Below are 13696 nucleotides of genomic sequence, written 5' to 3' on the forward strand. Positions count from 1 at the left end.
GAGAAATCGATACATGCACATCTTGACGAAGTGATGACGTGCTGAGTACCGTCTCACCATCTCTTTTGGAAAGTTTCCTAACAGTTCGGGAGACGCCTCATGAAAAGATCGCTCCGCCGGGCCCTCTGGGCCGGTGCCGTGGTCGCCTTGACCCTCACCGCGGTGCCGATGACCACCGCGTTCGGCGCCGGCACCGTCACCGCCACGTTCGCCAAGGCACAGGACTGGGGGACCGGTCACGAGACGAGGGTGACCGTCACCAACGGGTCGAGCGCCACGGTCAGCACCTGGCGCATCGAGTTCGACCTACCGTCGGGCACCACCATCAGCAGCGCCTGGGACGCCGACGTGACCAGCAGCGGCAACCACTACGTCGCGGTCAAGAAGAGCTGGGCGGGCGGTCTCGCCCCGGGCGCCTCGTTCAGCTGGGGCTACAACGGCACCGGCGCCTACAAGGCGCCGTTGAACTGCACCGTCAACGGCGCCGCGTGCGGCGGAGGCACCACCCCGCCGACCACTCCGCCGCCGACCACGCCCCCGCCGCCGACTACGCCCCCACCGACCACGCCGCCGCCGACCACGCCCCCGCCGAACCCGGGTGGCAAGAAGGTCGTCGGCTACTTCGCCGAGTGGGGCGTCTACGCCCGCAACTACCACGTCAAGAACATCCAGACCAGCGGCTCGGCAGCCAAGCTGACCCACATCCTGTACGCCTTCGGCAACACCACCGGCGGCCGCTGCTCCATCGGCGACAGCTACGCCGACTACGAGAAGGCGTACACCGCGGCGGACAGTGTCGACGGCGTCGCCGACACCTGGGATCAGCCGCTGCGCGGCAGCTTCAACCAGCTGCGCAAGCTCAAGCAGTTGAACCCGCACCTGAAGGTGATCTGGTCCTTCGGCGGCTGGACCTGGTCCGGCGGCTTCACGCAGGCCGCGCAGAACCCGGCCGCCTTCGCCGAGAGCTGCTACAACCTGGTCGAGGACCCGCGCTGGGCGGACGTCTTCGACGGCATCGACGTCGACTGGGAGTACCCGAACGCCTGCGGCCTGACCTGTGACAGCAGCGGTCCGAACGCGTTCAAGAACGTGGTCGGCGCGCTGCGGACCAAGTTCGGCTCCAACGCCCTGGTCACCGCCGCGATCACCGCGGACGGCAGCAACGGCGGCAAGATCGACGCCACCGACTACGCCGGGGCCATGGGCAGCCTCAACTGGCTGATGCCGATGACGTACGACTACTTCGGCGCGTTCAACGCCCAGGGCCCGACCGCCCCGCACTCGCCGCTCACCTCGTACACCGGCATCCCACAGCAGGGGTTCAACTCCGACGCGGCGATCCAGAAGCTCAAGAGCAAGGGCGTACCGGCCAACAAGCTGCTGCTCGGCGTCGGCTTCTACGGCCGGGGCTGGACCGGCGTCACCCAGGCCGCCCCGGGCGGCAGCGCCACCGGTGCGGCACCGGGCACCTACGAGGCGGGCATCGAGGACTACAAGGTCCTCAAGAACACCTGCCCGACCACCGGCACGGTTGCCGGCACCGCGTACGCCAAGTGCGGCAACAACTGGTGGAGCTACGACACCCCGTCGACCATCAACGGCAAGATGACGTACGCGAACAACCAGGGCCTCGGTGGCGCGTTCTTCTGGGAGCTCTCCGGTGACACCGGCAACGGCGAGCTCATCGGCGCCATCAAGGGCGGTCTCGGCTGAGCCGAGGGCCGACGCACCACCCACACGGCGGGGAGGGGCCGCACCGTCCCTCCCCGCCCGTGACGGACCGGTCCGGCCGACGCACAGCGTCGGCCGGGCCGCTGGCGTTGGGCGGGCCGGCCCCGATGTGGCAGACTCGCGGCTCGGCAGTCTCGATGTCCCCGTCGACGGAGGTGATCATGCGCTCGACCCACCGCAGGCTGGCCGCGACCGCCGCTGGGCTGGTGCTGCTGCCGGTCGCCCTGGTCGGCTGCGGGATCGGCGGCGGCGGCGATGAGCCGGCCGCCAAGCCCGAGCGTGCCCCCGCCGAGGAGGCCGCCACCCGGTCCCGTGAGCGGGTGCAGGCGTACCTCGACGCGATGACCGCCAAGGATGTCGCGGCCGGTCGCAGCCAGCTCTGCGCGCTGCTGCACGAGGGCTTCGACCTGGGTGCCACCGGCCCCAACGGCGACTTCGCGGACCATTTCGAGGTGCCCGAGGCGGCCATCACCGATGTCCGGTCCGGTCCGCGCGGCCAGGAGGTCAGCGTCTCGGTCTCGGTCACCGCCGGCACGCGCAAGGTCACCCGACCGTTGGTGTTCACCGTCACCCGCGACGGCGGCGACTGGTGCATCGCGGGGGAGGCGCCGGGTGGCGTCCCGGCCGCCGCGACGCCGACCGGCGTCGCCCCCTCGCCCGCGTCCTGACCTGCTCCCGCTGGGATTGATCTCCCAACAGCCGGAACCGTCACCCTCGCCGCCCGGGCACCCCGACGGCCGCCGTAGGCTTTCTGTCATGCGCCATGAGTGGCATCAGCTGAGCCATCCCGGGGTGGGCAGCCCGGGCCTGCAGACCAGCCGACCGACCGTCGACTCCGCCGAGGACGCGGCCCTCGGCCTGGACCGATGGCGGGAGTTGCCCCGCGAGCAGACCCCGCCGTGGTCCGACCCGGCCACGGTCGCCGAGGTCTGCAAGGTGCTCGACACCGTTCCGTCGGTCGTCGCGCCCTACGAGGTGGATCAGCTCCGGCAGAAGCTGGCCCTGGTCTGCGAGGGCAAGGCTTTCCTGCTCCAGGGCGGCGACTGCGCCGAGACCTTCGCCGACAACACCGAGAGCCACCTGCTGGCCAACGCCCGGACCCTGCTCCAGATGGCGATCGTGCTCACCTACGGCGCGTCGCTGCCGGTGGTCAAGGTGGCCCGGGTCGCCGGGCAGTACACCAAGCCCCGCTCGCTGCCCACCGACGCGCGCGGCCTGCCCGCCTACCGCGGCGACATGATCAATTCGCTGGAGGCCGACCCGGCCGCCCGGGTCGCCGACCCGCAGCGCATGATCCGGGCGTACGCCAACTCGGCGGCGGCGATGAACATGCTCCGGGCGTACCTCGCCGGTGGGCTCGCCGACCTGCACGCGGTGCACGACTGGAACAAGGGCTTCGTGAAGAACTCCCCGGCCGGGGAGCGCTACGAGGCGATCGCCCGGGAGATCGACCGGGCGTTGGCCTTCATCCGGGCCTGCGGGATGACTGACGACGAGGCGCTGCGCACCGTCACCCTCTACTGCTCCCACGAGGCTCTGGCCCTGGAGTACGACCGGGCGCTCACCCGGGTCTCCGACCGCCGGGCGTACGGGCTCTCCGGGCACTTCCTCTGGATCGGCGAGCGCACCCGGCAGATCACCGGCGCGCACATCGACTTCATCTCCCGGATCGCCAACCCGATCGGCGTCAAGCTCGGCCCGACCACCTCACCCGACGAGGCGATCGAGCTGTGCGAGAAGCTCAACCCGGACAATGTCCCCGGCCGGCTCACTCTGATCAGCCGGATGGGCAACCACCGGGTGCGCGACGCCCTGCCGCCGATCGTGGCCAAGGTCACCGCCGCCGGCGCCAAGGTGGTCTGGCAGTGCGACCCGATGCACGGCAACACCCACGAGTCGTCCAACGGCTACAAGACCCGGCACTTCGACCGCATCGTTGACGAGGTGCTCGGCTACTTCGAGGTGCACCGAGGGCTGGACACCCACCCCGGTGGCCTGCACGTCGAGTTGACCGGCGAGGACGTCACCGAGTGTCTCGGCGGCGCCCAGGGCATCGAGGACCTCGACCTGCCCGACCGGTACGAAACCGCCTGCGACCCGCGACTGAACACCCAGCAGTCGTTGGAGCTGGCCTTCCTGGTAGCGGAGATGCTCCGTGGCTGACGCGAGGAGTGAGCTTGCGAGCCCCGCAGTCGGCAGCCGAAAGAGGATGACTGTGGCTGACGCGAGGAGTGAGCTTGCGAGCCCCGCAGTCGGCAGCCGAAAGGACAACTGTGGCTGACATGTTCGTGGATTTGCGCTCCGACACGGTGACCCGGCCGACCGCCGGCATGCGGGAGGCGATGGCCACCGCAGAGGTCGGTGACGACGTCTACGGCGAGGACCCGACCGTCAACGCGCTGGAGGCCGAGGTCGCCGCGCTGTTCGGGCACGAGGCGGCGCTGTTCGCCCCGAGCGGGTCGATGGCCAACCAGATCGCCCTGCAACTGCTGGTCTCGCCCGGCGACGAGCTGCTCTGCGACGCCGACGCGCACGTGGTCACGTACGAGATCGGTGCCGCGGCCGCGTACGGCGGGATCTCCTCGCGGACCTGGCCTGCGGTCGGCGCGGACATCGACCCGGAGACGGTCGCCGGGATGATCCGGCCGGACGGCTACTTCGCCGTCCCCACCCGCGCGATCGCCGTCGAGCAGACCCACAACCGGGGCGGCGGCGGGGTGATCCCGCTGTCCACCCTCCGGGCGCTGCGTCGGGTCGCCGACGACGCGGGGGTGGCGCTGCACTGCGACGGCGCCCGGATCTGGCACGCGCACGTCGCCGACGGGGTGCCTCTGATCGAGTACGGTCGGCTTTTCGACACGATGTCGGTCTGCCTCTCCAAGGGCCTCGGTGCGCCGGTCGGCTCGCTGGTGGTGGGCAGCGCGGAGAAGATCGAACGCGCCCGGCTGATCCGCAAGCGGATGGGTGGCGGCATGCGTCAGGCCGGCATCCTCGCCGCCGCCGGCCGGTACGCGCTCGCGCACCACGTCGACCGGCTGGCCGAGGACCACGCCAGGGCGGCCCGGCTCGCCGAGGCGGTCGCGCCGTTCGGCGTGCTCGCCACCGCGGTCCGCACCAACCTGGTCCCGCTGGACCTGACCAAGCACGCGCTGGACGCCCGCGCCCTGGCCGCCGCCGCGCGGGCCGAGGGCGTACTGATCTCCGTGCTCGGCCCCCGTACCGCCCGCCTGGTGACCCACCTGGGCCTCAACGACACGGACATCAGCCGCGCCACCACCGTCCTCACCAGCGTCCTGTCCGCCTGACCCCACCCCGCGGTCCCCGCTGTTGATCAAGAGGTTTGCGTCAGAATCCGGCCTCCGGATGACGCAAACCTCTTGATCAACAGGTTGGGGTGGGGTGGGGTGGGGGTTAGGGGTGGAGGCGGGTGAGGGTGGCGATGTCGGCGGCGTGGCCGATCTGCTTCTCACTGGGGGTCTCCACGACGACCGGGACGCCGGCGGTGGCCGGGTGGGCCATCAGCTCGGCGAAGGCCGGCTCGCCGATGGTGCCCTTGCCGATGTTCTCGTGCCGGTCCCGGGTGGAACCGCACAGATCCTTCGAGTCGTTGGCGTGCACCAGCCGCAGCCGGTCCGCCCCCACCGTGGCCACCAGCGTGTCCAGGGTCGCCGTCATCCCGCCCTCGACGGCCAGGTCGTGCCCGGCGGCCCAGGCGTGACAGGTGTCGAAGCAGACCCCCAGCATGGGGTGCCGGTCCACCGCGTCCAGGTAGGGCCCGAGCTGCTCCACCCGGGAGGCGAGCGACCGACCGCCGCCCGCGCTCGGCTCCACCAGCAGCATCGGCCCGCCGACCTCGGCGGCCCAGTCGAGCAGCGGCAGTAGCTCCTGGCGGACCTGTCGCATCGCCGCCTCGGCGTGCCCCTCGTCGACCGAGCTGCCGGCGTGGAACACCACCGCCCGGGCGCCGATCGCGACCCCCCGGCGCAGCGCGTGCGCCAGCGTCTGCGCCGACCGTTCGACCGTGGCCGGGGTGGGTGAGCCCAGGTTGACCAGCAGCGAGGCGTGGATGAAGGTCGGGATGCCCCGCTCGGCGCAGCCGTCGCGGAACAGCACGTCCTGCGCCGGGTCACCGGCGGGCAGCGCCCAGCCCCGCGAGTTGGAGACGTACACCTGCACCACCTCGGCGCCGGTCGCGTCGGCGTACGGCAGGGCGGCCTTGGCCAGCCCACCGGAGGTGGGGGTGTGTGCGCCGACCGGTCGGGAGCGGGTCACCGGCATCTCAGAAACATCCGATGGTGACCTGGGTGCCCGGCGGCACCTGCGAGTTCTCGCCCGGGTTCTGGAACCGGACCACGGCGTTCGGGTTGAACTGGATCGTCACCGGGAAGCCCTGGCTCTCCAGCACCTGCTTGGCCTGCGGGCAGGGCAGGTCGATCACGCGGGGTACGACCACCGCCGGCGGGCCCTTGCTGACCTCCAGTTTGACCTGGGTGCCCTTCTCCACGCCGGCGCCGTCGGCCGGGCTCTGACCCAGGATCTCGTCCTTGGGCTTGTCGGAGTCCTTGTAGGTCTCCACCGGCACCAGGTTGAGTTGGGCCAGGGTGGTCCGGGCCTCGGTCAGGCTCTTGCCGACCAGGTTCGGCACCGACACCGGCGCCCGGCCCCGGCTCAGGATGAGGGTGATCTTCGCGCCAGGTTTGACCTCGGCGCCCACCTTGGGGGAGCTGTCCACCACGACCCCGGCCGGCAGGCTGTCGTCGTAGCGGGCGGTGCCCTTGGCCACCACCAGCTTCGCGTTGACCAGGTCCGCCTCGGCCAGCTCGAACTCCTTGCCGATCACGTCCGGGACCGGGAAGCGCTCCGGGCCGAGGGAGAGGGTCAGGGTGATCGTGCCACCCTTGACGATCTTGGTGGTCGACGCCGGGCTCTGCCCCAGCACGCTGTCCTTCGGGGCCTTCTCGTCGTAGCGCGGCTCGCCGTACGCCAGGGTGAGCCCGGCGCGGTCGGCCCGCGCCTGCGCGTCGGCGTTGCTCAGGCTGACCAACTGCGGGGCGGCCGTGTAGCGACCGACGCCGAACCACCAGCCGCCGACGGCGGCCACCAGACCCAGCACCACCACCACGGCCGCGACGGCCAGCCGGCCCCGCGGGTTGCCCATCACCGTGCTGCGCAGCTCGGCGAGCCGGGACCACAGCCCCTCCGCCGGCTCGGGGGCGGCCCGCCGCCGGCCCGGCCCCTGGTTGCCGCCCTCGGGCAGCCGGGCCCAGGCAGGGCGCTCAGCCGGGCGGACCGTGGCGACCATCATGGTCGGCTGGGAGATCGGCGGCTCGTCGGTCACCCGGCGCAGCACGGTGGTACGGCTGTTGGCGTCGCCCAGGGCGTCCCGGGCCACCTGCACCTCGGCCAGCAGCACGCCAGCGTCGGCTGGCCGGGCACCCGGATCGCGCCGGGTGGCCCGCTGAACCAGGTCGTCGAGGATCGACGGCAGGCCGGGCACCAGCGTCGAGGGTGCCGGCACGTCCCGGTCGACGTGTTGCCAGGCGACGTCCACCGGACGGTCCCCGTCGTAGGGCACCCGACCGGTGAGCATCTCGAACAGCACGATGCCGGCCGAGTAGACGTCGGTACGCGGGTCGGCCCGACCCTCCGTGACCAGCTCCGGGGCGACGTACGCCACGGTGGCCATCAGCTGGTTGCCCTGCTCCTCGTCGGCGCTCGCCTCGACCGCCCGGGCCAGCCCGAAGTCGGCCACCTTGACGACGCTGTCCACCAGGTTGGCCACGCCGCCGGTGGGCGCCTCGGCGACCAGCACGTTCTCCGGCTTGACGTCGCGGTGCACCAGGCCGGCCCGGTGCGCGGCGGCGATCGCGGCGAGCATCTGCTCGGAGATGGCCAGCACCTCGTCCGGGTTGAGCCGGCGTCGCTCGGCCAGCACGTCGCGCAGCGTGCGGCCGCGGACGTACTCCATCACCAGGTACGGCAGACCGGCATGGGTGCCCTGGTCGTAGACCGCCACCACGTTCGGATGGGTCAGCCGGGCGATGGTCTTCGCCTCGTCGGTGAACCGGGTCACGAAGTTCGCGATCCGGGCACGGGCTTCGGGGGCCTGGGTCGGATGAATGATCTTTACAGCGACGGTGCGCTCGAGGCGTTCGTCGGTGGCGGTGTACACGGTCGCCATGCCGCCACGGGCCACGCGACCGCGAATGCGGTAGCGCCCGTCGATAAGCGAGCCCAGCAACGTGTCGGCGACCTGTGTGTCCATCGGCAGGGAGTCTATGTGTCCAAGGGGCGAAGTTTGAACAGGATGCTACAGGCCGGGGCTGGGCCTGGTCCGTCCCGCCGCGTTCGCCGCCCCCGTCCCGACGGGTTGGTGCCGGTCATCCGGGGTGCCGGTGGCTCGTCCGGGCAGTGGCGTGGCAGGGTGATCGGGTGACCGAACCCATACCCGACCAGGCCGTACCCGGCCTCGCGCTCGCCGGACCTGCCGACCTGGCCGACTGGCTCACCCTGCCCGACGTCGCCGAGCGCCTCGACGTGTCGATCAGCAAGGTGCACCAGATGATCCGCGACCGGGAGTTGCTGGCGGTCCGCCGCGACGGCATCCGGCGGATCCCGGCGGATCTGGTGGCCAACCAGACCGTGCTCAAGCACCTGCCCGGTGTGCTCAACCTGCTCTCCGACAACGGCTACGACGACGAGGCCGCGCTGCGCTGGCTCTACGAGCCGGACGAGACCCTCCCCGGAGCCACCCCCGCCGCGGCCCTCTCCGGCGACCAGGCCCGCGAAGTCAAACGCCGAGCCCAAGCCCTCGGCTTCTAACCCCGCCCCCCGCGCCCCCCGGCGCTCCGCGCCCCGCGTTCCCCCGCGTCGATCATGAAGTTAGCGGCGTCCGCACCGGCGAGTCGTGCCGCTAACTTCATGATCGACGGGGGCGGGAGGCCCGGGCCGGGAGGGGGAGGGGAGGGGAGGGGGTTAGTCGGCGCGGCGGGTGGCGGCTATGGCTAGGTCGACCAGGGCCTGGCGGGCCTCGGTGTCCAGGTCTACGGCGGCCAGCGCCGCCAGCGCGCTGTCGGTGAGCGTGACGATCCGCTGCTCGGTGCGGGCCAGTGCGCCGCTCGCGGAGATCAGCTCACGCAGCCGGGCCACCCCCTGCTCGTCCAGCTCCGGGTCGCCGAGCCGGCCGAGCAGCAGCTCCCGGCCGGCGTCGTCGGTGGCCTCCACGGCCGCCGCGACCAGGTACGTGCGCTTGCCCTCGCGCAGATCGTCCCCGGCGGGCTTGCCGGTCTGCGCCGGGTCGCCGAAGACCCCCAGCACGTCGTCGCGGAGCTGGAACGCCTCGCCCAGCGGCAGCCCGTACGCCGAATAGGCCGTCCGCACGTCGGCCGTCGCGTCGGCCAGTGCGGCGCCGAGCAGCAGCGGACGTTCGACCGTGTACTTCGCCGACTTGTACCGGGCGACCTTGCTGGCCCGCTCCACCGAGGTGTCCCCGGTGGCCTGGGTCAGCACGTCGAGGTACTGCCCGACGGTGACCTCGGTGCGCATCTCGTCGAAGACGGGCCGGGCGCGGGCCACCGCCCGTAGGTCCAGCCCGGCGGAGTGCAGCAGCTCGTCGGACCAGACCAGGCAGAGATCGCCGAGCAGGAGCGCCGCGGCGTCACCGAACCCGTCCGGGTCGCCGCCCCAGCCAGCCGCCCGGTGTCGGGCGGCGAACCGCCGGTGCACCGCCGGCTCACCGCGCCGGGTGTCGGAGCGGTCCATCAGGTCGTCATGGATCAGGGCGCTGGCCTGCACGAACTCCAGCGCGGCCAGGGCGGTGAGTACCTGGTCGGAGTCCACCCCGCCGGCGCCCCGGAAGCCCCAGTACGCGAAGGCCGGACGCAGCCGCTTGCCGCCGCCGAGCACGAACGCCTCGATCGCCTCCGCCACCGGGACCAGGGCGTCGTCCACCCGGGTCAACCGGGCCCGCTGGCCGGCCAGGAACTCGGTGAGGGCCTTGTCGACCCGCTGTCGCAGGTCGGCGCGGTCGACGGGAGACACGGGAGCAGCGTGGGTCACGCCACGACGCTAGCCGGTCGTCATGGCCCGCGCTCCACCGCCACGCGTAGTCCCGCCGGCCCGCCCGGCGGCGCGGCCCGGACCCGTCCGCCCGGCCGGCCGCGCGCTGGCCACGGTTGCCCGCCCCGGCCCGCCGACCCGCGTCGGGCCTGCTCGCCGGGTGCTCGCGGCGGCCTCGGCGAGCACCACCAGCGGCACGTCCAGCACGATGGCGAGCCAGCCGAGCCAGAACCCTCCGGGGACACGCCGCTGCCGTTCCCACCGGGACACCTCGTGCCGGCTCAGCGTCGGCACCCCCGCGGCGGTACACAACTCGGCGGCGGTGCGCTGCTGACTCCAGCCGAGAGCCGACCGGCGCAGGGCGAGCAGCGGCCCGAGCTGTGGCGGGCGCGGTGGTGGGGACGGGGTCATCGGTCCTCCCGGCGGGGGTCGGTGCGGTGACGACCCGCCCGCCTGAGCGGACGGGACCGGCGTCACCGGTCGGCTGCTGACCCCCGCGCGTGCCCCCGGGCCGCCCCCGCCGCCCCTCCCGCGCCACCCATTCCTACCCCGTGGGTACGACGGCTTCGCGCCCGCCGGGCCGGGCGGGCAGGCCGCGGCCAGTCGCCGGGCGGGGCCCGGATACGCCCACGGACCCGTCGATCCGTATACCGGCGTGGGAAGCGTCTGGGTGGCGGTGGCGCCGCCCGCTAGAGTCGAGTCGTGGCGCTCGGTCTTCCCTCGGTACTCCCCAATCCGCAGCCGGCGATCGGGGAGCTCATTCGTGACCGCCAGCCGACCTTCTCGTTCGAGTTCTTCCCGCCCAAGACCGAGGCGGGGGAGCGGCTGCTCTGGCAGGCGATCCGCGAGCTGGAGTCGCTGCGCCCGTCGTTCGTGTCGATCACCTACGGCGCGGGCGGCTCCACCCGGGACACCACCGTGGCGGTGACCGAGCGGATCGCCACCGAAACCACCCTGCTGCCGATGGCCCACCTGACCGCGGTCAACCACTCCGTCGCCGAGCTACGGCACGTGATCGGCCGGCTCGCCGGGGTGGGCGTCCGCAACGTGCTGGCGGTGCGCGGTGACCCGCCGGGCGATCCGGGCGGCGAATGGGTGCGCCACCCCGAGGGCGTGGACTACGCCGAGGACCTGGTCCGCCTGGTGCGCGACTCCGGTGACTTCAGCGTGGGTGTGGCGGCCTTCCCGTACAAGCACCCCCGCTCAGCCGACGTGGCCAGCGACACCGCGCACTTCGTCCGCAAGTGTCGGGCCGGCGCCGAGTTCGCGGTCACCCAGATGTTCTTCGACGCCGACGACTACCTGCGGCTGCGCGACCGGGTCGCCGCCGCCGGCTGCGACACCCCGATCCTGGCCGGTGTGATGCCGGTGACCCAGATCGGCACCATCGAGCGGTCCGTGCAGCTGTCCGGGGCGCCCTTCCCGCCAGCGCTGGCCACGCGCTTCGAGCGGGTCGCCGACGACCCCGAGGCGGTCCGCCAGCTCGGCATCGAGCAGGCCAGCGACATGTGCCGCCGACTGCTGGACGAGGGCGTGCCGGGGATCCACTTCATCACCCTCAACCGGTCCACGGCGACCCGCGAGGTCTGGCAGAACCTCAAGGCCGGCGCGCGGGTGTGACCAGGAAGTCCGCGACACCTGATGACCGGCACGACGGTTGATCCGTGGTGGGCACACAGCTGAACTGGGACCAGTACGCCACGGCGTGGGCGCGGCTGCACGGCGGGTTTGACCCCCGGACCGCCGCGCCGGTGGTGCGCGCCTGGCTGCGGTTCTCGTACCACGTCGGGTACGTGCTGGGCCGGCTGCGGGTCACCCCCACCCCGGTCACCGTGGCCGGGGTGCTGCTCTGCTTCTGCGTACCGTTGCTGGCGACCCGGCCGGGCGACGGGCCGTTCCTCGGCGCGCTGTTCGTGCTGCTCGCCTCGGTGGCCGACAGCGTGGACGGGGCGGTGGCGGTGGCCACCGGTCGCACCACCCGGCTCGGCTACGTCTATGACTCGCTCGCCGACCGGCTCGGTGAGGTGGCCTGGCTGCTGGCGTTCTGGCTGGTCGGCGCGCCGGGCGCGCTGGTCGTCGCGGGCGGCGCGCTGTCCTGGCTGCACGAGTACGTCCGGTCCCGAGCGATCTCCGCCGGCATGCGCGAGATCGGCGCGGTGACCGTGGGCGAACGCCCCACCCGGGTCTCGGTGGCGCTGGTCGGGTTGCTGGTCGCCGGGTTGGCCGGGCTGATCGAGCCGGACCTGGCCGCCGGCACCATCACCATGGCGACCGCGGTGTGGGTGCTGCTGGCTGGCTTCGGCCTGGGGCAGCTGCTCTCCACCGTCCGCCGCGCGCTGCTCGACGCCGGCTGACCGCCGCGCTGCTCGACGCAGGCTGACCGCCGCGCTGCCCGCAGGCGTCAACAACGTCCCTACCAGGCCGGGCCGATCTCGTCGGCGACGATCTGCGCGGAGAGGGTCACCATCGGCAGCCCGCCACCGGGGTGGCTGGAGCCGCCCACCAGCCACAGTCCGTGCGCCGGGCCCCGGTTGGCCGGGCGGAGCAGCCCACCCGCGGTGCCGTAGATCGAGCCACCCGGCGCGCCGGTCGCCACGTCCAGGTCGGCCGGGGTGCGGACCTCGCGGAACAGCAACCGGTCGCGCACGTCGACGCCGCGTTGCGCCAGCACGTCCAGGATCCGGTCGGCGTACGCGTCGGCCAGCCCCGGGCGTCGCCAGTCGACCGCGCCCGCTGCGGTGCCCTGCCGGGCGGCGTTGACCAGCACGAACCACGCCTCGTGCCCGGCCGGGCGGACCATCGGGTCGTCGGCCACGGTGACGAACACCGTCGGGTCGGCCGCCGGCCGGGCCCGTACGCCGCGTCCCGGGTTGCCGAAGACCGCGTCGAACTCCGCGTCGTAGTCGCGCGGGAAGAAGACGTTGTGGTGCGCCAGCCCGGTGCTGCCGGAGACGCCGAGCAGCAGCACGAAACCGGCCAGGCTGCGGTCGGCCAGCCCGGCCAGCAGGCGCGGATGCGGCAGCAGGTCGCGATAGACGGTGAGCGCGTCCACGTTGGCCACCACCACGTCGGCGGGCACCGGCGCGGCGACGCCGGCGAGGCGTACCCCGTGCACCCGGCCGCCGGTGGCGTCGATCCGGGTCACCGCGGCGCCGGTCTGCACGACCACGCCGAGGTCCAGGCAGCGCGTCAGCAGCGCGTCGGCGAGCGTGCCCAGCCCGCCGCGCAGGTACCAGCCGCCGAAGGTCAACTCGGCGTAGGGGACCGCGGCCAGCGCCGCCGGCGCCCGGCGCGGGTCGGCGCCGGTGTAGGTGGCGTACCGGTCCAGCAGCATCCGCAGCCGCGGGTCGGACAGGTGCCGGCGGCCCAGCCCGCGCAGGGTGCGGCCCGGGGCGATGGCGGCCAGGTCACCGACGCGCCAGGCCAGCGACGCGAGGTCGCGGGGGGAGTCGACGGTACGGCGCAGGATGTCCCGCGAGGAGGCGTGCCACACCCGTGCGGCCCGGCGCCACAGCCGCTGCCAGTCGGCCGCCGCCCGATCACCGAAGGCGGCCCCGATCCGGGCGGCGAACTCCACCGGGTCGGTGCAGGAGTCCAGCGCCGGGCCGCCGTCGGGGAAGACGTGCCGGACGATCGGGTCCAGCGGGGCCAGGTCGAGGTATTCGTCGAGCTTCGCCCCGGTCGCCTCGAACAGGTCGTGAAAGACCTCGGGCAGGGTGAGCAGGCTCGGCCCGGTGTCGAAGTGGAACGACCCGGCCGGGGTGTCGTGCGTGTACCGGCCGAGCTTGCCGCCGACCGTGTCGGCCCGCTCGAAGACGGTCACCTGGTGCCCGGTGGCGGCCAGCCGGGCGGCGGTGGCGAGGCCACCCACCCCGGCGCCGACGACCACGATCCGCGCCATGTCGCG

At 73.0% G+C, this 13696-nt stretch carries 12 protein-coding genes; 7 read left to right on the top strand and 5 right to left on the bottom strand.

Annotated features, from left to right (window positions below):
- Positions 1–99: 99 nt before the first annotated feature.
- From ABZV00_RS12535 to ABZV00_RS12550, 4 genes are all read left to right on the top strand, one after another.
- On the top strand, positions 100–1713 hold the full coding sequence (locus ABZV00_RS12535; protein ID WP_355604970.1) for a glycosyl hydrolase family 18 protein: 1614 nt from the start codon (positions 100–102) through the stop codon (positions 1711–1713).
- Positions 1714–1892: 179 nt separating this feature from the next.
- Positions 1893–2399: a nuclear transport factor 2 family protein gene (locus ABZV00_RS12540; RefSeq protein WP_355604973.1), complete on the top strand. Its 507-nt coding sequence runs from the start codon at positions 1893–1895 to the stop codon at positions 2397–2399.
- Between the two features lie 88 nt (positions 2400–2487).
- Positions 2488–3894, top strand: coding sequence for a class II 3-deoxy-7-phosphoheptulonate synthase (locus ABZV00_RS12545; protein ID WP_355604975.1), 1407 nt, complete (start codon positions 2488–2490; stop codon positions 3892–3894).
- 110 nt (positions 3895–4004) lie between these two features.
- Positions 4005–5036, top strand: coding sequence for a GntG family PLP-dependent aldolase (locus ABZV00_RS12550; protein ID WP_355604978.1), 1032 nt, complete (start codon positions 4005–4007; stop codon positions 5034–5036).
- Between the two features lie 106 nt (positions 5037–5142).
- On the opposite strand, the gene ABZV00_RS12555 is transcribed toward ABZV00_RS12550, so the two are convergent.
- Both ABZV00_RS12555 and pknB read right to left on the bottom strand, forming a co-directional pair.
- Positions 5143–6009 carry a deoxyribonuclease IV gene (locus ABZV00_RS12555; protein ID WP_355604980.1) on the bottom strand — a complete coding sequence of 289 codons (867 nt, stop codon included), beginning with the start codon at positions 6007–6009 and terminating at the stop codon, positions 5143–5145.
- Position 6010: 1 nt separating this feature from the next.
- The gene (pknB, locus tag ABZV00_RS12560) at positions 6011–7996 is read right to left on the bottom strand and encodes a Stk1 family PASTA domain-containing Ser/Thr kinase (RefSeq protein WP_355604983.1); all 1986 of its coding nucleotides are present in this window, start codon (positions 7994–7996) and stop codon (positions 6011–6013) included.
- Between the two features lie 179 nt (positions 7997–8175).
- On the opposite strand from pknB, the gene ABZV00_RS12565 reads away from it, so the two are divergent.
- Positions 8176–8553 (top strand): Rv2175c family DNA-binding protein, encoded by a 378-nt coding sequence (locus tag ABZV00_RS12565; RefSeq protein WP_328426800.1) that lies wholly within the window; start codon positions 8176–8178, stop codon positions 8551–8553.
- A gap of 153 nt (positions 8554–8706) precedes the next feature.
- On the opposite strand, the gene ABZV00_RS12570 is transcribed toward ABZV00_RS12565, so the two are convergent.
- Together ABZV00_RS12570 and ABZV00_RS12575 are read right to left on the bottom strand one after the other, a co-directional pair.
- Positions 8707–9789, bottom strand: coding sequence for a polyprenyl synthetase family protein (locus ABZV00_RS12570; protein ID WP_355604985.1), 1083 nt, complete (start codon positions 9787–9789; stop codon positions 8707–8709).
- Positions 9790–9798: 9 nt separating this feature from the next.
- Complete coding sequence (locus tag ABZV00_RS12575; protein WP_355604987.1) at positions 9799–10200, bottom strand: helix-turn-helix transcriptional regulator; 402 nt, start codon at positions 10198–10200, stop codon at positions 9799–9801.
- Positions 10201–10491: 291 nt separating this feature from the next.
- Here ABZV00_RS12575 and metF point away from each other — a divergent pair, with 291 nt between their 5' ends.
- Entirely contained in the window at positions 10492–11409 is a 918-nt protein-coding gene (metF, locus tag ABZV00_RS12580) for a methylenetetrahydrofolate reductase [NAD(P)H] (RefSeq protein ID WP_355604990.1), read from the top strand.
- Between the two features lie 44 nt (positions 11410–11453).
- Positions 11454–12143 (top strand): CDP-alcohol phosphatidyltransferase family protein, encoded by a 690-nt coding sequence (locus ABZV00_RS12585; protein WP_328418906.1) that lies wholly within the window; start codon positions 11454–11456, stop codon positions 12141–12143.
- Positions 12144–12202: 59 nt separating this feature from the next.
- On the opposite strand, the gene crtI is transcribed toward ABZV00_RS12585, so the two are convergent.
- Complete coding sequence (gene crtI / locus ABZV00_RS12590) at positions 12203–13690, bottom strand: phytoene desaturase family protein (protein ID WP_355604994.1); 1488 nt, start codon at positions 13688–13690, stop codon at positions 12203–12205.
- Positions 13691–13696 lie beyond the last annotated feature (6 nt).

The organism is Micromonospora sp. NPDC005173, from assembly GCF_040608515.1.
Lineage (GTDB): Bacteria > Actinomycetota > Actinomycetes > Mycobacteriales > Micromonosporaceae > Micromonospora.

Bases quoted from the DNA above. Each gene is read 5' to 3' on its own strand.
- ABZV00_RS12535 (WP_355604970.1), top strand. From the start codon at position 100: ATGAAAAGATCGCTCCGCCGGGCCCTCTGGGCCGGTGCCGTGGTCGCC.
- ABZV00_RS12540 (WP_355604973.1), top strand. From the start codon at position 1,893: ATGCGCTCGACCCACCGCAGGCTGGCCGCGACCGCCGCTGGGCTGGTG.
- ABZV00_RS12545 (WP_355604975.1), top strand. From the start codon at position 2,488: ATGCGCCATGAGTGGCATCAGCTGAGCCATCCCGGGGTGGGCAGCCCG.
- ABZV00_RS12555 (WP_355604980.1), bottom strand. From the start codon at position 6,009: ATGCCGGTGACCCGCTCCCGACCGGTCGGCGCACACACCCCCACCTCC.
- pknB (WP_355604983.1), bottom strand. From the start codon at position 7,996: ATGGACACACAGGTCGCCGACACGTTGCTGGGCTCGCTTATCGACGGG.
- ABZV00_RS12575 (WP_355604987.1), bottom strand. From the start codon at position 10,200: ATGACCCCGTCCCCACCACCGCGCCCGCCACAGCTCGGGCCGCTGCTC.
- crtI (WP_355604994.1), bottom strand. From the start codon at position 13,690: ATGGCGCGGATCGTGGTCGTCGGCGCCGGGGTGGGTGGCCTCGCCACC.